This window comes from Kitasatospora azatica KCTC 9699, from assembly GCF_000744785.1.
GTDB classification, from domain to species: Bacteria; Actinomycetota; Actinomycetes; order Streptomycetales; family Streptomycetaceae; genus Kitasatospora; species Kitasatospora azatica.
On sequence record NZ_JQMO01000003.1, the window covers coordinates 3,926,622 to 3,945,982 of the forward strand.

The 19,361-nt window shown below is 71.8% G+C and carries 15 protein-coding genes; 9 read left to right on the forward strand and 6 right to left on the reverse strand.

What is annotated here, in order from left to right; all coding sequences use genetic code 11:
• Positions 1-15 precede the first annotated feature (15 nt).
• The 3 genes from BR98_RS28195 to BR98_RS28205 are packed head-to-tail and all read right to left on the reverse strand — an operon-like array spanning position 16 to position 4,042.
• Positions 16-2,061: an ABC transporter ATP-binding protein gene (locus BR98_RS28195; protein WP_035848973.1), complete on the reverse strand. Its 2,046-nt coding sequence runs from the start codon at positions 2,059-2,061 to the stop codon at positions 16-18.
• Positions 2,058-3,059 carry an ABC transporter permease gene (locus BR98_RS28200; RefSeq protein ID WP_083977071.1) on the reverse strand — a complete coding sequence of 334 codons (1,002 nt, stop codon included), beginning with the start codon at positions 3,057-3,059 and terminating at the stop codon, positions 2,058-2,060. The genes BR98_RS28195 and BR98_RS28200 overlap by 4 nt, the downstream gene beginning before the upstream one ends.
• Positions 3,059-4,042 (reverse strand): ABC transporter permease, encoded by a 984-nt coding sequence (locus BR98_RS28205; protein ID WP_035848976.1) that lies wholly within the window; start codon positions 4,040-4,042, stop codon positions 3,059-3,061. Before BR98_RS28205 ends, BR98_RS28200 begins: the two co-directional genes overlap by 1 nt.
• A gap of 375 nt (positions 4,043-4,417) precedes the next feature.
• Between BR98_RS28205 and BR98_RS28210 the strand changes: the two genes are divergently transcribed.
• From BR98_RS28210 to BR98_RS28225, 4 genes are all read left to right on the forward strand, one after another.
• On the forward strand, positions 4,418-6,127 hold the full coding sequence (locus BR98_RS28210; protein ID WP_035848981.1) for an ABC transporter family substrate-binding protein: 1,710 nt from the start codon (positions 4,418-4,420) through the stop codon (positions 6,125-6,127).
• A gap of 443 nt (positions 6,128-6,570) precedes the next feature.
• A complete protein-coding gene (locus BR98_RS28215) occupies positions 6,571-7,764 on the forward strand; it encodes a low temperature requirement protein A (protein ID WP_051970287.1) in 1,194 nt (397 codons plus the stop codon).
• 78 nt (positions 7,765-7,842) lie between these two features.
• On the forward strand, positions 7,843-8,484 hold the full coding sequence (locus tag BR98_RS28220; protein WP_035848984.1) for a pentapeptide repeat-containing protein: 642 nt from the start codon (positions 7,843-7,845) through the stop codon (positions 8,482-8,484).
• 278 nt (positions 8,485-8,762) lie between these two features.
• Positions 8,763-10,829 carry a phosphocholine-specific phospholipase C gene (locus BR98_RS28225; protein WP_035848987.1) on the forward strand — a complete coding sequence of 689 codons (2,067 nt, stop codon included), beginning with the start codon at positions 8,763-8,765 and terminating at the stop codon, positions 10,827-10,829.
• Positions 10,830-11,462: 633 nt separating this feature from the next.
• Here BR98_RS28225 and BR98_RS28230 read toward each other — a convergent pair.
• Positions 11,463-12,638 (reverse strand): alpha/beta hydrolase family protein, encoded by a 1,176-nt coding sequence (locus BR98_RS28230; RefSeq protein ID WP_232247650.1) that lies wholly within the window; start codon positions 12,636-12,638, stop codon positions 11,463-11,465.
• A 334-nt stretch (positions 12,639-12,972) separates the two neighbouring features.
• Between BR98_RS28230 and BR98_RS28235 the strand changes: the two genes are divergently transcribed.
• Genes BR98_RS28235 through BR98_RS28245 form a run of 3 tightly spaced genes read left to right on the forward strand, consistent with a single transcriptional unit; the run spans position 12,973 to position 14,237 of the window.
• Positions 12,973-13,437 carry an SRPBCC domain-containing protein gene (locus BR98_RS28235; RefSeq protein ID WP_035848992.1) on the forward strand — a complete coding sequence of 155 codons (465 nt, stop codon included), beginning with the start codon at positions 12,973-12,975 and terminating at the stop codon, positions 13,435-13,437.
• Positions 13,434-13,787 carry an ArsR/SmtB family transcription factor gene (locus tag BR98_RS28240; protein ID WP_035848994.1) on the forward strand — a complete coding sequence of 118 codons (354 nt, stop codon included), beginning with the start codon at positions 13,434-13,436 and terminating at the stop codon, positions 13,785-13,787. Before BR98_RS28235 ends, BR98_RS28240 begins: the two co-directional genes overlap by 4 nt.
• 12 nt (positions 13,788-13,799) lie before the next feature.
• Entirely contained in the window at positions 13,800-14,237 is a 438-nt protein-coding gene (locus BR98_RS28245; protein ID WP_035848996.1) for an SRPBCC family protein, read from the forward strand.
• Between the two features lie 47 nt (positions 14,238-14,284).
• Here BR98_RS28245 and BR98_RS28250 read toward each other — a convergent pair whose 3' ends face one another.
• Positions 14,285-14,707 (reverse strand): MarR family winged helix-turn-helix transcriptional regulator, encoded by a 423-nt coding sequence (locus BR98_RS28250; RefSeq protein WP_035848998.1) that lies wholly within the window; start codon positions 14,705-14,707, stop codon positions 14,285-14,287.
• Positions 14,708-14,802: 95 nt separating this feature from the next.
• Here BR98_RS28250 and BR98_RS28255 point away from each other — a divergent pair, with 95 nt between their 5' ends.
• On the forward strand, positions 14,803-15,594 hold the full coding sequence (locus tag BR98_RS28255) for an SDR family NAD(P)-dependent oxidoreductase (protein ID WP_035849000.1): 792 nt from the start codon (positions 14,803-14,805) through the stop codon (positions 15,592-15,594).
• Positions 15,595-15,736: 142 nt separating this feature from the next.
• Complete coding sequence (locus BR98_RS28260; RefSeq protein ID WP_157537959.1) at positions 15,737-15,973, forward strand: hypothetical protein; 237 nt, start codon at positions 15,737-15,739, stop codon at positions 15,971-15,973.
• Between the two features lie 114 nt (positions 15,974-16,087).
• Here BR98_RS28260 and BR98_RS28265 read toward each other — a convergent pair whose 3' ends face one another.
• Positions 16,088-19,306, reverse strand: a complete 3,219-nt coding sequence (locus tag BR98_RS28265; protein ID WP_035849005.1) for a S41 family peptidase — start codon at positions 19,304-19,306, stop codon at positions 16,088-16,090.
• Positions 19,307-19,361: the final 55 nt, after the last annotated feature.

Here is a 19,361-nt window from a genome sequence, read left to right on the forward strand (position 1 = left end):
CTAGGCGGGGCCGACCTACGGGTAGTGGCAGGCGGCCGCGTGCGGGGCGTACGGGTCGAGCGGCGGGGTCGTGCTCTCGCAGCGGGGGCGGCGGTCGGCGGGCAGGGCCGCGTAGACGGGGCAGCGGGGGCGGAACGGGCAGCCCACGGCGCGGGTGGTGGGGGACGGCGGGTCGCCGGCCAGCAGGATCCGGTCGCGGCCGCGTTCGGCGACCGGGTCGGGCAGTGGCACGGCGGAGAGCAGGGCGCGGGTGTAGGGGTGCAGCGGGCTCGCGAAGACCTCGGCCGCCGGGCCCTGCTCGACCGTGCGGCCCAGGTACATCACGCTGACCCGGTCGGCCAGGTGCCGGATCACCGACAGGTCGTGGGAGACGAAGAGGTAGGCCAGACCCAGCGAGGCCTTGAGCTCCTGGAGCAGGTTGAGCACACCGGCCTGGATCGAGACGTCCAGTGCCGAGACCGGTTCGTCCAGCACCAGCAGTTGCGGCTCGACGGCCAACGCCCGGGCGATGGAGACGCGTTGACGCTGGCCGCCGGAGAACTCGTGCGGGTAGCGGGTGGCGTGCGCCGGGTCCAGGCCGACCCGGCCGAGCAGCTCGGGGATCCGGCGGGCGATCAACTCCCTCGGTGCACCCTGGGCTTGGAGCGGTTCGGCGATGATGTCGCCGATCGGCAGCCGCGGGTCCAGGCTGGCCATCGGGTCCTGGAAGACGATCTGCACCCGGGAGCGCAGACCTTGGGCCTCGGCCCGGCCGAGCGCCGAGGTGTCCTGTCCCAGGATCTCGATCCGGCCGGCCTCCGGGGCGCGCAGGCCGAGGATCTCGAAGAGCGTGGTGGACTTGCCGGAGCCGGACTCGCCGACCAGGCCGAGGGTCTCGCCGCGCCGGATGTCCAGCTCCACCCCGTCCACCGCGTAGACCTCACCGACCTTGCGCTTGAAGGCCGTTCCCTTGAGCACGGGGAAGGTCTTGGCCAGCCCGGTCACCGTCAGCACGGCGGGCAGGGTGTGGCGCGGGGCGGGCGCGGCCGGCGGCGGCAGCACCGGTACGGGGTAGACGTCGGCCGGGGCGGGGCGGTCGGCGGCGAGTTCGGCCGACCGCAGGCAGGCGGCCCGGTGGCCGGCGGGCCCGGCCAGCGGCGGCTCCTCGGTCCGGCAGTCCGCGACTGCGAGCGGGCAGCGCGCCGCGAACGGGCAGCCGGCCGGCAGCGCGTTGAGCGCGGGCGGACTGCCCGGGATCGGGACCAGCGGGCCGCCGGTCCGGTCCAGCCGCGGGACGGCGCCGATCAGGCCCAGGGTGTACGGGTGGTGCGGGGCGGCGAACAGCTCGTTGACGGAGGCGGTCTCCACCATCCGCCCCGCGTACATCACCGCCACCCGGTCGGCCATCTGCGCGATCACCCCGAGGTCGTGGCTGACCAGCACCAGCGCCGCGCCGGTCTCGCGCTGCGCGGTCCGCAGCACGTCCAGCACCTGGGCCTGGATGGTGACGTCGAGGGCGGTGGTCGGTTCGTCGGCGAGCAGGATGTCCGGCTCGTTGGCCACCGCCATCGCGATCATCGCGCGCTGGCGCATGCCGCCGCTGAACTCGTGCGGGAAGCTGTCGAGCGCGCGGGCCGGGTCGGGGATGCCCACCAGGTCGAGCAGTTCGGCGGCGCGCCGGCGCGCGGTGGCCTTGTCGACCCGCTGGTGCACCCGGATCGCCTCGGCGATCTGGTCGCCGATCCGGTAGACCGGGGTGAAGGCGGAGAGCGGGTCCTGGAAGACCATCGAGATCCGCCGGCCGCGGATCCGGGCCAGCTCGGCGCCGGGCAGGCCGACCAGCTCGCGGCCGTCGAGCGCGACCGAGCCGCGCACCGTGGCGGTGCCGGGGAGCAGACCGAGGACGGCGAGCGCGGTGACCGACTTGCCGGAGCCGGACTCGCCGACGATGCCGAGCGTCTCGCCCTGCCGCAGCGTCAGGTCGACACCGCGTACCGCGGTGGTGGCCGCCCGACCGCGCGCGGCGGCGAAGTCCACCCGCAGGTCGCGGACGGCGAGCAGGGGGGTGGCGGTGGTGGTCACACGGAACCCTTGTCAGCTACGGGGAGTGGGGCGGAAGGGGTGGCGGCCGGTACCCGGGGTGCGGGCAGTCGGCGGGCCGCGCGCAGCGCCCGCCGGGAGGGCCGGCGGCCGGCGTCCGCGGTCGGGTCGAGCGCGTCGCGCAGCCCGTCCCCGATCAGGTTCACCGCGAGGACGAAGAGCACCAGCAGTCCGGCCGCGAAGTAGAACATCCACGGGTAGGTCGGCGCCGCCTCGGTGCCGTCGGCGATCAGCGTGCCGAGCGAGACGTCGGGCGCCTTCACGCCGAAGCCGAAGTAGGAGAGCGCGGTCTCGCTCATCACGGCCGAGCCGACCGCGATGGTGGCGTCGACGATCAGATAGGAGGCGCAGTTCGGCAGGATGTGCCGCACGATCACCCGCAGCGGCCGAACTCCCATGAACTGCGCGGCCCGGACGAACTCGCGCTGCTTCAGGGAGATGGTCATAGACCGGACCACCCGCGCGGTGATCATCCAGTTGAACGCCGCCAGCAGCACCACGAAGGCGATCCAGCCGGCCGAGCGCAGTCGCGGGGAGATGATGGTGATGATCAGGAAGCTGGGGAAGACCAGCATCAGGTCCACGAAGAAGATCAGCAGCCGGTCGGTCCAGCCGCCGAAGTACCCGGCGCAGGCGCCGACCAGTCCGGCCAGCACGGTCGACAGCAGGGCCACCAGCAGGCCGATGATCAGCGACTTCTGCAGCCCGCGCAGGGTCTGCGCGTAGACGTCCTGGCCGAGCCCGCCGGTGCCGAACCAGTGTGCGTCGGACGGGGGTTGGCGCAGCGCGCCGTAGTCGGTGTCGGTGTACGTCCAGTGCGTGAAGTACGGGCCGACGAAGGCCAGCAGGAAGAGCAGCAGCACCAGCGTGCCGCCGACCAGCACACCGGGCGCGCCCAGCAGCCGGGTCAGCACCAGGCGGCCGCGCCCGGTCGTCCGCACCTTCACGGATGAGCCCCCCTTCACGGACGAGTCCCCCATCACCCACGCACCCGGGGGTCGAGTGCGGCGTGCAGCGTGTCGGCCAGGAAGCCGGAGGCCAGCACCGTCACCGCGGTGAACAGGTTGACCGCGACCACGGCGTTGGTGTCGTTCTCCCGGATCGCGCTGATGAACCACTCGCCCATGCCGTGCCAGCCGAAGATGGTCTCGGTGAAGGTGGCGCCGGTGAAGACGCCCAGGAAGTTGTAGGCGAAGAGCGTGGACATCGGGATCACGGCGGTCCGCAGACCGTGCTTGACCAGCGCCCGACGGCGGGTCAGGCCCTTGGCCTCGGCGGTGCGCAGGTAGTCCGAGCCGAGCACGTCCAGCATCGTGCCGCGCTGGTAACGGCTGTAGGTGGCAAGGCCGATGAGCGCCAGCGAGAGGGTGGGCAGCAGCAGGTGCACCCCCCAGTCGGCCAGGTGTGCGCCCAACCCGCCTGCCAGGCCCGGGGTTTCGTAGCCGGTGAAGTTGATCAGCTGGTGGCCGGAGGCCTGGTTGACGGCGATCGCGCCGTTCTTCAGGAAGAGCGCCAGCAGGAAGACCGGGGTGGACAGCAGGACGAACGAGGTGAGGGTCAACGCCCGGTCGGAGATCCGGTATTGCCGCACCGCGCTCCAGGCGCCGGCGATCACGCCGAGCAGCATGCCGAGCAGGCTGCCGAGCACCAGCAGTCGCAGCGAGACCCAGATCCGCCGGCCGAAGTCGGCGTTGACCGAGGTGTCGTGGATGCTCTGGCCCAAGTCCCCGTGGAGCACGACCCGTTCGGCCCAGTGGCCGAAGCGCACCACGACCGGGGTGTGGTCGTTGATGCCGAGCGCGGTCAACTGGCGGTCCACGGCGGCGGCTGCGGGGCGCGGCTGCTTCTGCTCGAAGTAGGAACGCGGGTTGAGTGCGGCGCTGGAGAGCGCGTAGGCCAGGAAGACCGCGACCACCAGCAGGAGCAGGTAGTAGGCGAGGCGCTTCGCCAGATAGCGCAGCATCAGCGGCCGCCCGGGGCGCCGAGGGCGCGACTCCTGAAAGTCATGACCATTTGCCTTCGCTCGAGGGGTGTTCGAAGCAGCTTCGCGCAGCGGAATTCTGGGACCGTCCGGTCGGTCGGTCAAGACCCGTGCGTCTGGCTGCTTCGGCCGGTTCGGCGAAGCAGCAGGTCAGAGTGTTTCAGTCAGTTGCGGACTGGGTGTTGCGGCGGTGTTGCGGCCCATGGCGATTCGATCAGCAGTGAACACCGTCCTCTGGTAAGCGAACTGAAGCGCTGTTACGTTCTGCTGGCCGGCACACCGACTTGTCTGCCCACCTTCAACGCTCGCCACACCCGGCGGGCTCATGCCACCCGACTCCTCCCGGAGGGACCCTCCATGGATGCCACCCCGCGGCCGCGCCGCCGCCTCGCCCGCTCGCTGGTCGCCGCCACCGCGCTCGTCCTGGTCGTCACCGGCTGCAGCTCCAGTGGCGGTTCGGGCACCAGCAACGAGGCCACCAAGAGCGCCCAACCAAGACTCGACGCCCAGGACATCAATCCACAGCCGCTGGACAAGGTGAAGGACGGCGGGGAGTTCCGGCTACCGCTGCAGCAGTGGATCACCCAGTGGAACCCGCTGCAGGTGGACGGCACCTACGGCGACTCGGTGGAGATCATGAAGATGATCGAGCCGGAGCTGTTCCGGGTCGACGCCACCGGCACCTTCCAACCGGTCAAGGAGTTCCTGCAGTCGGCCTCGGTGGTCTCCAGCTCCCCGCAGGTGGTGCTCTACAAGCTCAACCCGAAGGCCAAGTGGTCCGACGGCAAGCCGCTCGGCTACCTGGACTTCAAGGCGGTCTGGCAGGCCGCCAACGGCAAGAACACCGCCTACAACGTGTCCAGCACGGGTGGCTACGACCAGATCGGCGACATCTCGCAGGGCGCCGACGCCACCGAGGTCAAGGTCACCTTCGACAAGCCGTTCGCCGACTGGCAGAGCCTGTTCTACCCGCTGCTGCCGGCCGCCGGGATCTCCACCCCGGACGACTTCAACAAGGGCTGGGTGGAGAAGGTCCCGATCACCGGTAGCGCGTTCAAGATCGGCTCCCAGGACAAGTCGGCGCAGACCATCACCGTGGTGCCCGACCCCTCCTGGTGGGGCCCCAAGCCCAAGCTGGACAAGTTCACCTTCCGGGTGCTCTCCTCCTCGGCGATCACCCAGGCCTTCCTCAACAACGAGGTGGACTACGCCAGCGCCGGCCGCGCCGACGCCTACAGCCAGCTCAAGGCCAACCCCAACGCGGTGATCCGCTCGGCCAGTCCGTGGGACGAGGTGCACATCTCGTTCGGCTCCAACGGCGCGCTCGCCGACCAGAAGGTGCGTCAGGCCCTCGGCAAGGCGATCGACCGGCCCTCGCTGATCAAGGTGGTCAACCAGGGTGTCCCGGTGCAGTTCGCGGAGCTCGGCAACCACCTGCTGATGACCAACCAGGCCGGCTACCAGGACAACTCGGGGGAGTGGGGCAAGTTCGACCTGGCCGGCGCCAAGCAGCTGCTCACCGCGGCGGGTTGGCAGGACGCGGGGGCCGGGCAGCCGCGCACCAAGGACGGCAAGCCGCTGGAGCTGCACTTCATCATCTCCGACGCCTCCTCGCAGCAGACCGTGGACCTGGCCACCGCCACCCAGGGCATGCTGCTGCAGGCCGGGGTGAAGATCGACGTGGACAAGGTGCCGGCCAACGACCTGGACGAGAAGTACATCAACGTCGGCAAGTTCGACCTGGCGACCTGGCGCAACACCGGCTCGTTCCCGCCCTCGCTGGTCATTCCGTTCTACCAGCAGCCGGTCGGCGACAACGTCTTCCAGAACTACTCGAAGCTCAGCACCCCGGAGATCGACTCGCTGCTCAAGCAGGCGGCCTCGACCCTGGACCCGGCCCAGGCGGCCAAGCTCTACAACCAGGCGGACGCCAAGATCTGGGAGCTCGGCCACACCGTCGAGCTGTACCAGCGTCCGCAGGTGACCGCGTTCCGCAAGGGGCTGGCCAACTACGGCGCCTCCGGCCTGGCGGACACCGACTACACCGCGGTGGGCTGGGAGAAGTGACGCACCATCACCAACCTTGAGCCGAGGCGCTGTCGGGCGGCGCGGTGAGGTCGACGCGCTGTCGGGCAGCGCGGTGATCACGAGGCCGGTCGGCGGCAGCGGGGGAGGTGCCTCCCCCGCTGCCGCCGCACTGGCCTTGACCTTCCGCGATGCCCGCAGGACGCCTTTCTCGCCGTTCCACTCGCAGGGGAATCTATCGGGGCAATCGGGGCGATCGCACCCCGCGACACCCCAGGCGCGGCGGCTGGCCGGGGAGCTGTCACCCGGTTCGCGCACTGCCGCGTCAACCCACCTTGACGCCCGGTGTGGACGCCTGCGCGGGTCAGGTGACCCCCGGCCATGGCGTGCCGTCGCGGTGCGTGCGCGGAGCAGTCACGGCTGCCACCATCGGGTCGGGGGCGGCCCGCTCCCGTCACGACGGCGAGCCGGGAGACCCGCAACCGATGTCCGCTGGAACCTCCAACGCACCCGACCCGGTGGTGCGGCGCATGCTGCCGCGCCGCCGTGACGAGAGCCACCGCGTCGCGACGCCGCTGGAGCTCTTCTTCGACCTCTGCTTCGTGGTCGCCGTCGCCCAGGCCGGAAGCCAGCTCGCGATCACGCTCGCCGAGGGGCACACCCGGGTGGCCCTGGTCGGCTACCTCTTCGCCTTCTTCGCCGTCTGGTGGGCCTGGATGAACTTCACCTGGTTCGCCTCCGCCTACGACTGCGACGACGTGCCGTACCGGGTCACCACGCTGGTGCAGATCACCGGCGCGCTGATCCTGGCCGCCGGCATCCCGCGGCTCTTCGTCGACCGGGACTTCACCCTCGGCGTGCTCGGCTACGTGGTGATGCGGCTGGCCCTGGTCACCCAGTGGCTGCGCGCCGCCCGCGGCGAGAGCGGTGCGGCGCGCCGCATGGCCCGCGGCTACGCCGCCGGGATCGCACTCGTCCAGGTCGGCTGGGTGCTGATGCTGCTGCTGCCGAGCTCCGCCGTCACCTGGGTCCTCCCGCTCGGGGTGATCGCCGAGCTGGCGGTGCCGGCCGTCGCCGAGCGTCGGGTGCAGAGCAGCTGGCACCCGCACCACATCGCCGAACGGTACGGACTGTTCACGCTGATCGTGCTCGGCGAGACCGTCTCGGCCGCCACCGTCGCCATGCAGAGCGCGGTGGACGAGCACGAGGCACTGGGCAAGCTGATCCCGATCGCGATCGGCGGCCTGCTGCTCTGCTTCTCCGCCTGGTGGATCTACTTCGCCGCGCCCATCCACGAGCACCTGCGCTCCAACCGGCAGGCCTTCCTCTGGGGCTACGGGCACTACCTGGTCTTCGGCTCGGCGGCCGCGATCGGGGCCGGCCTGGAGGTCGCCGTCGAGTACGCGGTGGGCAAGGCCCACGTGTCCGCGGCGGCCGCCACCGCGGCCGTGACCGTGCCGGGGGCGCTCTACCTGATCACGGTCTGGGCGCTGCACTCGCGGCACAACAAGCGCGGCGCCGCGCAGTGGGTGCTGCCGGTGGCGGCCGCCCTGGTGCTGCTCTGCACGGCGCTCGGCGAGGCGGGGGTGCTCGCGGCCGGGCTGGTGGGGGCGGCGGCGGTGGCCGGGGGCGTCTGGTTGCACGCCCAGACGTCAGAGGCGGCTGCGACCATCGAGTGACCCAGCTCGATCGTCGCGCCCGATCTCGCCCCGATCTCGCCCCGATCGTCGTCCCGCTCGTTGCCCCGAGGACCGCGCATGCCGCTCGCCGACCAGCCGTACGCCCACCTGCTCCAGCCGCACCAGGGACCGCTGCGCCGGGACCAGCGCTACGACACCGTGCACTTCGACGGCCTGACCTTCGACGGCACGCAGGCGAGCGGCGCCAGCTTCCTGGAGTGCGCGTTCACCGGCGTCACGGTCAGCGACGCCAGGCTTCGGCAGGCCCGGTTCATCGAGGTCTGGCTCGAGCAGAGCCGCTGGATGGCCACCGACCTGGCCGAGAGCGAGTGGCAGGACGGCACGCTGCTGGGCGGCGTCTTCGCCGGGATCGCCGCGTACAGCTCGCAACTGCGCCGCCTGACGCTGCGTCAGTGCAAGCTGGAGGCGGTCAACCTGCGCTCGGCGGTGCTGCGCGAGGTGGTCTTCGAGGACTGCCGGCTGCGCGACGTGGACTTCGGCGGGGCCAAGCTCACCGACGTCTCCTTCCCGGGCAGTTCGCTGGAGCAGGTGCGGTTCGGCGGCGCCCGGATGGACAAGGTCGACCTGCGCGGCGCGAGCCGCCTCGAGCTGCCGGACGGGCACGAGGGCCTGCGCGGTGCCGTCATCTCCTCGGCGCAGCTGATCGAGCTGGCACCGCAGTTCGCGCAGGCGCTCGGGGTGCTGGTGCGGGACGTCTGACCCGTCGTCGCTGCGGGCGGCCTGACATGCGCCCGAGGTTTGCAGTTCACCGCCCGGATGCTCGCTGACCTGCGAAAGAACAGTCCAACAAACCTTCATGGAGGGTCCTGGCGCGTACCCGTCGACTGGGCCAGGATGTCGCGCGGCCCATGTTGTACACACAACCCGAGCGCTTTCTCGGGTGGCTGCGGCATGCGGACAGGGCCTCGGGCGCCCGGCATCCGCCGGTGTGCCGGCTGCCGCCACGCGCGGCGAGAGCGAAGGGTTGGCGATCAGCGATGACAGAGCTGAGCCGCAGAACGTTCATGGCCGCGTCGGCGAGCGCGGCGGCCGGTGCTGCCGTGGCCGGGACGGTCGGCGCGACCGGTGCGCCCGCCGCCGCTGCCGCCACCACGGCCGCGCCGAGCAGCACGGGCACGATCACCGACGCCCAGCACATCGTGATCCTGATGCAGGAGAACCGCAGCTTCGACCACTACTTCGGCACCCTGAAGGGCGTGCGCGGCTTCGCCGACCGCTCCGCCATCCAGATCGCCGGCGGGTACTCGGTGTTCAACCAGCCCAACGGCGGTGGCCGGCAGTACCCGTGGGCGTTCAACCCGACCGGCGCTTCCGGCAGCCCCGAGACCACCGCGCAGTGCAACGGCGACCTCTCGCACGCCTGGTCCGACCAGCACGCCGCCTGGAACGGCGGCAAGATGGACGCCTGGGTCTCCGCCAAGCGCACCGTGCGAACCATGGGCTACCTGCAGCGCGCGGACATCCCGTTCCACTACGCGCTGGCGGACAACTGGACCGTCTGCGACGCCTACCACTGCTCGGTGCTGTCGGCCACCGGCCCCAACCGCACCTACCACTGGTCCGGGATGATCGACCCGGCGGGCACCGCGGGCGGCCCCGCCTACGACGGCGGCGACGAGTCCGGGCTGCGCTGGCAGACCTACGCCGAGGCGCTGGAGAACGCCGGCGTCTCCTGGAAGGTGTACCAGAACGCCGCCGACAACTTCGGTGACAACGCCTTGGCCTACTTCTCGCAGTTCGCCAACGCCCCGGCGGGCAGCGCGCTCGCGGTCAAGGGCATGGGCTCGGTGCCGAAGGTCACCGGCCGCACCCCCGACGACATCGCGGCCGCGATCCGCGCCGACGTGCTGGGCGGCACGCTGCCGCAGGTCTCCTGGATCGTCGCCGACCAGCAGTCCTCCGAGCACCCCTACGCCACCCCCGAGGACGGCGCGCACTTCGTGCACATGGTGATCGACGCGCTGAACGCCGACCCCAACGTCTTCAACTCGACCATCCTGCTGATCAACTACGACGAGAACGACGGCTTCTTCGACCACGTCCCGCCGCCGGTCGCCCCCGCCGGCACCGCCGGGGAGTTCTACAACTCCACCAACATCGGCCTCGGCTTCCGGGTCCCGCTGCTCGCCATCTCCCCCTGGTCGCGCGGCGGTTGGGTCAACTCCGAGGTCTTCGACCACACCTCGGTGCTGCGCTTCCTGGAGAAGTGGACCGCCGCCATCGGCAAGCCCGCCCAGTGCGTGAACATCAGCGACTGGCGGCGGCACGTGTGCGGCGACCTCACCTCGGTCTTCGACTTCGCCAACCCCGTCTACGGCCTGCCCGGCCTGCCCGACACCTCGCAGACCATCGGCCTGGCCACCTGCGGCCCGCTGTCCAACCCGTCGCCCACCAACAACGCGCTGCCCGCCCAGGAGCCCGGCACCCGCCCCGCCCGCGCGCTGCCCTACCAGCCGAACGCCAACCTCGACCACCTGGAGTTCGGCTCCAACGGTGTGATGAAGGTCTGGCTGAAGATGGACAACGCCGGTGGCGTCGCCGGCGGCACCTCCGCGCACTTCGCCGCCTACGCCAACGCCTACCGCAGCGGCGGCCCCTGGCAGTACACGCTGGCCCCCGGCGCCAACACCAGCGACTTCTTCAACTGCGGCACCAACTACGGCGCCGGCAAGTACGACCTGAGCGTCACCGGCCCCAACCGCTTCCTGCGCCGCTTCACCGGTGACGCGACGAAGGCGGGCAAGACGGCCGCCGTCACCTGCTCCTACGCCGCCGCGCCGGACACCGGTCAGCAGGCGGTCTGGTTCAAGCTCACCAACACCGGTACGTCGGCGGTGACTTTCACCATCAAGTCCACCAACTACCGTACCGACGGCCCCTGGACGTACACGGTTGCGGCGGGGGCGAGTGTGAGCGACTACTTCAACGCCGTTGCCTACACCGGCGGGTGGTACGACTTCACGGTGACGGTGGACTCCGACGCCAGCTGGTCGCAGCGGTTCACCGGGCACATCGAGACCGGGGCGGCGAGCGTCTCCGGCTGACGGTCTGGCTGGTTTGTTGCGTACGACGTGCGGCCCCTTCCTGTCGGCGGACAGGGAGGGGCCGCACGTGCATGGCGGACACCAAGTCACTGTCCTTTGTTCAAACTGACGACACGTCAGAGTCTGAGGAGTGGTGAAATATCACATTGCAACGGCGCTGGCAGGTCTGGTGTCCGTTCTGTAGTGATGGCATTGATGACAGGGAGAACCCTCATGACTCGTGCACTGCTCCTCGCCGCTGGTGCGGCCGGCCTGGCGCTCAGTAGGCGGCCCGGCCCGGCCCGGCCCGGCGCTGGTGCGGAGCGCTCCGCACCAGCGCCGGGCTGCGCACGTCACGGCTCCCTCCTGAGCCCAGCTCACCAGACCTGCTCGCCCGTCCGGCGGCGCCGCGCGTAGGCGATGGTGAGAACGGCGACCAGCGGGCCCCAGGGCAGCAGGGGACGTAGCAAGCGTCCATGATCACGCCCGCCGTACCCTGCGGGACGTCGGGGTTGGCCAGTGGCCCGCTCGGCGCCAGCGTGACCGCCGCGCACAGTCCCAGAGCGTCATCGTCCGTCAGGCCGCGACCGCTCCCCCGCGCGGGCGAGCCGCACCTCGACCCATGGGGTGACGACCGCGCCGCGGTCTGTTGGCTCAGGGGAGGAACTTCACCTCGGGGAAGGCCGCGGACGGGCCGTCGAGGAGGTGGCCCCGGCGGTGGCGGAGGTGTTGGTCGAAGAAGGCGAGGGGGTAGGCCTGCTGGATCCGTACCGCGCGGGCCGGGTCGAGGGTGCCGATCCAGTCCCGCAGGTCGGTGTCGCTCATGCCGATCAGCTTGCCCATTTGTGGGATCAGCGCCTGGTTGTCGCCGTACGAGCCGTGGACCGCGCCGTCGGCCTGGATGTTGAGCCGCCAGTCCCGCAGGTGCGACCAGAACTCGGCGGCAGCGGGGTCCTGGGCCCGGGAGAACACGGCGGTCATCATCATGAACGGCCGGTCCAGGTCGGTGGTGATCGTCGGCTGCATCGGACCGTCGAGGCTCAGCCCGGCCCGGACGCGCTGGTCCTGGAGCATCAGGAGGGCGGTCGCCGTGCCGCCCTTCGACCAGCCGAACATGCCGATCCGGTGCGGGTCGAGGGCGCCGAGCAGTCCGGCCGGCAGGGGCCGGCGGTCGGCGTCGGGATTGCGCCCGGCGGCGAGTTGCTCCACGCAGTCGAGGACGAACCGCACGTCGGTGGCGTAGTCCCGTGGGTACATCGCGAAACTGTCGTCCCTGACCGGGGTGAGGATCCGGCCGTCGGGGAACTCGGTGAACCCGTCGTAGGTGTGGTCCACCGTCACCACCACGTACCCGTGGCTGGCGAGTTCCTGGACCACGATGGTGTGGTCGCCGCGGTGGCTGCCCGAGCCGTGCGAGAACAGGACGACGGGCAGTCGGCGGCCGGTCCGGAGTACCGGCGCGCCCTGGTGGCCGGCCGTGAGCGGCGTCAGCGGGGCGTCCTCGGCCGGGAACCCCGCGTCGGCGAGGAAGGGCCGCAGGAGCTCGACGGACATCCAGGGCGCGAGCGGGTACCGCTCGACGTCCCGGGCGGGGTACCAGACGCTCGCCATCAACTCGCGGTGCTTCCCCGGGCCGGCCACCGGATCCGGGCGCGAGGCGTCGACCAGGTGCAGTGCCACCGTGCCGACCGGGTGCGGTCCGGTGGGCGCGGGCAGGGTGAGCCGCGAGGGGCCCGGGTCGGGCGAGGTCGCCGAGGCGGGACGCGCGAGGCCGAGCGGCACGGCCACTCCGACCGCCAGCGCGGCCCCCAGCAGGCGACGACGCGTCATGCCGTCTCGGTTGGTGAACGGCGTGCTTGTCACGAACCCTCCCAGGTCAATCCATCGGCACGGGAACCGTTCTGACGGATGGTCAGATCCACGTCCGTGCGCATGGTCGAACGCTGTCACGGGAGGTGTCCGTGCACATCCGACCGTCGGACGACCCGTCGGCCGTGCTCGTTGGCCCACGGGTTTACACCCACGGGCTGATCCGGCCGGACCGTCGTCGATGATCGCTCGCGCGGGGTCGCCGTCACTCGGCTAGCGCAACGTTTGGTTGCGCGATCGCCGGCGGTGGACTACGTTTATATGCAACCGAAGGTTGCGAAAGAAGAGGACGGCCATGGAGTACGGGAGCATCGAGCGCGAGCTGCACATCGACGCCTCACCCGAGGTGGTGTTCGAGGTGCTCAGCAGCCCCGAGTACATCCGGGACTGGTGGAGCGCCGAGACCGAGTTCGAGCCGGCTGCCGGCGTGACGGGCAGTTTCACCTGGACGGACCAGGACAGTGGCGCACAGGAGTCCGCCCTGTTCACGGTCGTCGAGGCCGACCCGCCGCGGACCTTCTCGTTCCGCTGGACGTACGACGAGGCAGCGGTCGCGGGTCCCGGCAACTCACTGCTGGTGACCTTCGAGCTCCTCCCGAAGGGCGAGGGCACCACGGTTCGCTTCCGCGAGACCGGCTTCCGCGAGCGGGGCTGGGAGGCCGCCGTGCTCGAAGCGCACTACAACGACCACCGGCAGGGCTGGGACTTCTACCTGCCGCGCATGGCGGCAACCGCCAACCGGCTGGCGGCCGCGCGATGAGCACCGCCGTCGACGACGAACTCTGGTCCGCGATCGGTGACCCGACCCGGCGCCGCATGATCGACCTGCTGCTCGCCGAGGGGCAGGGGACCGCGACGACCCTCAGTGCGCAACTGCCGGTGACCAGGCAGGCGGTGACCAAACACCTGGTCGTCCTCGACCGGGTCGGGCTGGTCCGGTCCGCGCCGGCCGGACGGGAGAAGCGGTACCACGTGGACGAGGCGCAACTGGCCCGTGCCGTCGCCCAACTGAACTCCGTGGGCGCGATGTGGGATGCCCGCCTGCGGCGCATCAAGAGCCTCGCCGAGGCGATCCAACGAGCCAAGAACACCAAGCAGTCGGAGAACTAGGAGGAGATCGAGATGGTGGACATCCTGCACCGGGTGGGCATGACGGTGGCGCCCGAGAAGGTCTACGAGGCACTCACGACGGTCGAGGGCCTGGCCGCGTGGTGGACGACCGACACCAGCGGGGACGGCGACGGCCTGCTGAAGTTCCGCTTCGGCGACCTCGGCGGCTTCGACATGAAGGTCCTCGACCTGCAGCCGAATTCGCGAGTGCTGTGGGAGGTCGTCGACGGTCCGGCCGAGTGGGTCGGCACGACGGTCAGCTTCGACCTGACCCAGGACGGCGAGTGGACGATCGTCATGTTCGAGCACGCGGGCTGGCGCGAGCCGGTCGAGTTCATGAACCACTGCAGCACCAAGTGGGCGACCTTCCTGATGAGCCTGAAGTCGCTGGTGGAGACGGGCACTGGTGCGCCGCACCCGCACGACGTGACGATCAGCAACTGGCACTGAACGCCGCAGCGGCGAGGCCGAAGGTGCGCCGAAGGGCGGCCTCGGCTTCAGCCCTCCAGGATCAGCTGCAGCAGCTCCCGCAGCGACTCCCGCTGGTCCTCGCTCAGTGGGGCGAGCGGGCTGCCGGCGAAGGGCATCCGGGTGCGCAGGTCGGTGACCACGGTGCGGCCGGCCGGGGTGGCGGCGACCAGTTTGACCCGCCGGTCGCCCGGGTCGGGGCGGCGTTCGACCAGTCCGCGCGCCTCCAGGCGGTCGATGATCGCGGTGACGTTGGAGGGCTCCGCGTGCAGGTGCTCCGCGATTCGGCGCATCGGTACCGGCTGCTCGGCGGCGAGCAGGGCCTTGGCCTGCAGCGGGGTGAGCTCGTGGGTGCCGGCGGCGGCCTCGGACTCCTGGGCGTAGCGGCGGTTGATGGCCGCGAAGAGGCCGGTGACCTGCCGGGCGAGCTCGTCGGAGGGGGTGGGAGGCATGGGATCAGTCTAGCGATGTGCTTGACAGAGTGAAATATCGGCGAGCATAGTTATGGAGGAAGGTAGTTATGGATCATAAGTAAAGGTGAAGAGCCATGAAGACTGTTCTGGTCACGGGGACGTCCACGGGGATCGGCCTGGCCACGGCGCTGGCGGCGGCGGACGCCGGCTGGCGGGTGATCGCCACCATGCGGGACACGGGCAAGGCCGCCCCGGAACTGAAGGAGCGGGCGAACGTCGAGGTGCGGCGGCTGGACGTGACCGACCCGGCGTCCGTCGAAGCCTGCCTGGCCGGGCTGGAGCGGCTGGACGCGGTGGTGAACAACGCCGGCGCCGGGCACCTCGGGACGCTGGAGCAGGAGAGCGTCGACGAGGTGCGCAAGGTGATGGAGGTCAACTTCTTCGGCGTGCTGAACGTGACGAAGGCGGCCCTGCCGCTGCTGCGGGCCAGCAAGGGCCGGGTGGTGACCGTCACCAGCGTCGGCGGCGTGGTCGGCCAGCCGTTCAACGAGGCGTACTGCGCGGCCAAGTTCGCGGTGGAGGGCTACATGGAGTCGCTGGCCCCGGTGGCGGCCACGGCCGGTGTCAGGGTGAGCGTGGTGGAGCCCGGGGCCGTGGCCAGCGAGTTCGTCAGCAATGTGGACGCGATGCCGGAGGTCGGCCCGTACGCGCCCGCGCTCGCCAACTACCTGGCCCGCGCCCGCGAGGCCTTCGCCAGCGCCCAGACCTCGGAGCAGGCGGCGGCCCCGATCGTGGCGCTGCTGGACGCCGAGCGCCCCGCCTTCCGGGTGCAGACCTCCGAGGCGGCCCGCGCCTTCACCGGCCTGAAGCTGGCGGACGGCGACGGTTCGGCGGTGCAGGGCCTGACGGCCGGCTGGATCGCCTGACCGCAGGCCGCGAGTCCCCGCCGCACCTCTTCCGTACCACTCCCGGGCACCTCCGGGGCACCTCCCGACATGCGGGTCGGCGCTACCGGTGACATGTTGGTGGCAGCCCAGGTCGGACGAACCGCGAGGAGGAGACATGGGCATGATGGACAGGCTGAAGAGCATGTTCGGCGACCACAGCGAGAAGGCCACCCAGACGGCGGACACCGCGAAGGAGCGGGCCGCCGATGCCGGCCAGCAGGCCGCGGAACACATGCCGGGCCCGGCCGCCGACGCGCTCGGCAACATCACCGGCAAGGCCGCCCAGCCCGGTGACGCGGACATCCAGCAGGCCGAGTCGAACATGGAGAGCGAGGGTGGCCACGAGTGGGAGAAGTAGCCCGCTGACCCTTGGTACTGAGCGCAGCTGAGTGGGGCCCGACCATCCCGGTCGGGCCCCACTCGGCTGCGCTCAGCCAGACTCGGCCGCGCGCCGGCCGCGCCTAGCCGCGCCTCAGCCGCGCGGCGGCAGTGGCGGTCGCCGCAGGTCGGGCCGCACCGTGTCGGCGATCGGCGGCGCGGCGGCCGGGTGCTCGCGCAGCAGCTCCAGCGCCACCCGCACCGCCTCCTGCAGCTCGGTGTTGCGCCCGGCCGCCCAGTCGGCGGGGCTGCGCAGCACCGGGAGGTCCGGCTCCACCCCGTGGTTCTCCACCCCGAAGCCGTAGCCCTCGATGAACCAGGAGGCGTTGGCGGGGATCTGCAGCTGGCTGCCGTCGCCCAGGGTGTACCGGCCGATGGTGCCGACCACCCCGCCCCAGGTCCGCCGGCCCACCACCGGGCCCAGCCCCAGCAGCCGCACCGCCAGGATGATCACGTCCCCGTCGGAGCTGGTGGCCTCGTCGGCCAGTGCCACCACCGGGCCGCGCGGCGCGTCGCGCGGGTAGCGGACCGCGCGCCGGCCCCGGGTGTGGTCCCAACCGAGCACCCGGCGGCTGAGCTTCTCCAGCACCAGCTCCGAGACGTTGCCGCCGGCGTTCCCGCGCACGTCCAACACCAGGGCGGGGCGGTCGAGTTCGCGGCGCAGGTCGCGGTTGAACTGGGCCCAGCCGGAGCCGCCGAGGTCGGGGATGTGCAGGTAGCCGCAGAGCCCGTCGCTGAACTCCCGTACCAGCTGGCGCCGTTTGGCCAGCCAGTCCTGGTAGCGGATCGGCCGTTCGTCGGTCAGCGGGGTGATCGCGACCCGGCGCACCGGGCCGTCGGTGCCGCGCCGGAAAGCGAGTTCGAGGGTGCTGCCGCCGGCTCCGGCCAGCAGCGGGGCGGGGCCGCGCACCGGATCGGGGGCGCGGCCGGCGATGGCCACCAACTCGTCGCCGTCGCGCACCTGGTGGGCGGCCAGCGGGGCTCTGGCCCGGGGATCGGAGGACTCGCCGAGCAGCACCCGGCGCAACAGCCAGCGGCCGTCGGGATCGCGGTTGGCGCTGGCGCCGAGCAGGCCGAGCGGCTGCTGCACCGGGGCCGGGCCCTCGCCGCGCCGGGCGGGGGTGACGTAGGCGTGCGAGGTGCCGAGTTCGCCGAGCAGTTCGCGCAGCAGGTCGGCGAAGTCGTCGGGCGAGGCGATCCGGTCCAGCAGCGGCTCGTACTGGGCGACCAGGGCCGGCCAGTCCAGGCCACCCATCTGCGGGTCCCAGAACTGGTCGCGGACCAGCCGGGCGGCCTCGTGGTAGGACTGGCGCCACTCGGGGCCGGGGTGCACGGTGTGGGTGATCCGGCGCAGGTCCACCGGTAGGGCGGCGCCGGAGAGCGAGAGCAGCTTCATCACGCCGGAGGAGAAGGTGGAGACGGCGGTGCCGTCGCCGGAGACCGCGAAGCCGTCGATCTGCTCCTGCAGGGTGGAGCGGGTGGCGCCGGCCAGGTCGAAGTGCTCCAGGGCGGGGCGGCCCGAGGTGTCGGTGGGGCTGGCGAAGGTCTGCCCGAGGGTGCCGGAGATCGGCCAGCGCAGCCAGACCAGGCCGCCGCGCACCGGCGCGGGGGAGGAGTACTTGGAGGCGATCACCGGGAAGGGCACCAGCCGGTCGGCGAGCCCCTCGCGGTCCACCAGCACGGTGCCGTCCCCGGGCGCCGGGTCCGGCTCGTCGCCCACCGGAGCCGCGAACGGGGACGGGGTGTCGGCGGCCAGCGGGACCAGGTACGGACGGCAGCCGAGCGGGAAGGAGAGGTCGCCGGTGTGCACGTCGTGCACCGGGTCGAAGCCGCGCCAGGAGAGGAAGACCAGGTAGCGGCCGTCCCGGGTGAAGACCGGCTGCTCGTCCTCGAACCGCCCGTCGGTGACGTCCACCGGCAGCGCCTCGGCGCCCTCCAGGTCGAGCCGGAGCAGTCGGACCTTGCGCAGCGACCGGCCCGCCACCGGCTGCGACCAGGCCAGCCAGCGGGAGTCGGGGGAGAAGGCCAGGCCGCGGATCGGGCCGTAACTGGAGCGGGCCAGCTCGCGCACCGCGCCGTCGGCGGTGTCCACCAGCAGCAGCCGGCCGTCCCCCGAGGCGGCGGCCAGCGCGTGGCCGTCGGGTGCGGCGACCAGTTCCAGCACCCGGCCCAGCCGGCCGGCGGCGATCCGGCGGGCCGGGTGCTTGACGGCGGCGCCGGGCAGCGGGGCCAGTTCGATCGCGTCCTCGCCCTCGGCGTCGGTGACCCAGGCGACCTCGCCGGTGTGCCCGAGCATCACCGGCAGCCGGGCCCGCACCCCGGGCGTGTCGGCGAGCGCGCGGGCCGGCCCGTCCCGGTGGGTCAGCCAGTACAGGCTGCCGCGCACCCCGACCACCCCGGAGCGCCCGGTCGCGTCGCAGACCAGGTCGTTGAGCTGGCGCGAGGCGGTCACCTGGTACGGCCGGCGCCCGGCCCGGGAACCGCCGAGGCGGATGGTGAGGCGGCGCGGCGCGGGCGCGTCCAGGCTGTCCAGCAGCCAGATGTCGCCGGCGTGCTGGTAGACCACCCGGCGGCCGTCGGTGCTGGCCTCGCGCGCGTAGAAGCTCGCGTGGTCGGTGTGCCGGCGCAGGTCGGTGCCGTCGGGGCGGCAGGAGTACAGGTTGCCGATGCTTTCGTGGTCGGAGAGGAAGGCGACCCGCCCGTCCACCAGCATCGGCGAGGCGAGGTGGCCGGGCAGCTCGGGCAGCAGCTGCTGGCCGTCCAGCCAGAGCAGGCCGGTGGCGCCGCCCCGGTAGCGCTTCCAGGCGGCGGGCTCGTGCGGGGCGGCGGCGGTGAGCAGCAGCGTGTGCTCGGCGCTGACCTGTGCGTCGCGGATCGGCCCCCAGGGCTGGCGGCGGCCCGGGGAACCGTCGAGCGGCAGCGCGTGCGCCCAGGTGTAGTGGGCGAACGGCTCGTGGAACGAGGTGACGGCGAGCACCTCGCCGCTGGGCAGCCAGCCGCGGACCCGGGTGTCCTGGCTGCCCCAGTAGGTGAGCCGGACCGCCTCGCCGCCCTCGGTGGGTGCCGTCCACACCTCGGGGGTGAGCGCGAACCAGCTGGTCCAGGCGACGGTGCGGCCGTCGGGGGAGAGCCGCGGGTGGCTGACCCGGATCCGGTCGCAGCTGACCCGCCAGGCGCGACCTGACGCACCGTCGGGGCCCAGCAGCGGCCCCAGCGGCGCGAGCCAGACGTCGTCCTCGGCGATCAGGGTCAGCAGATCGCCCGTCAGGTGGGGGAATCGCAGATAGCCGCGCTGGTCGGTCACACCTCCCATCGTTCGGGGGCGGTGCGGGCCCGGCAACCGGAGGGGTGCCCGGGCGGCCCCCGGC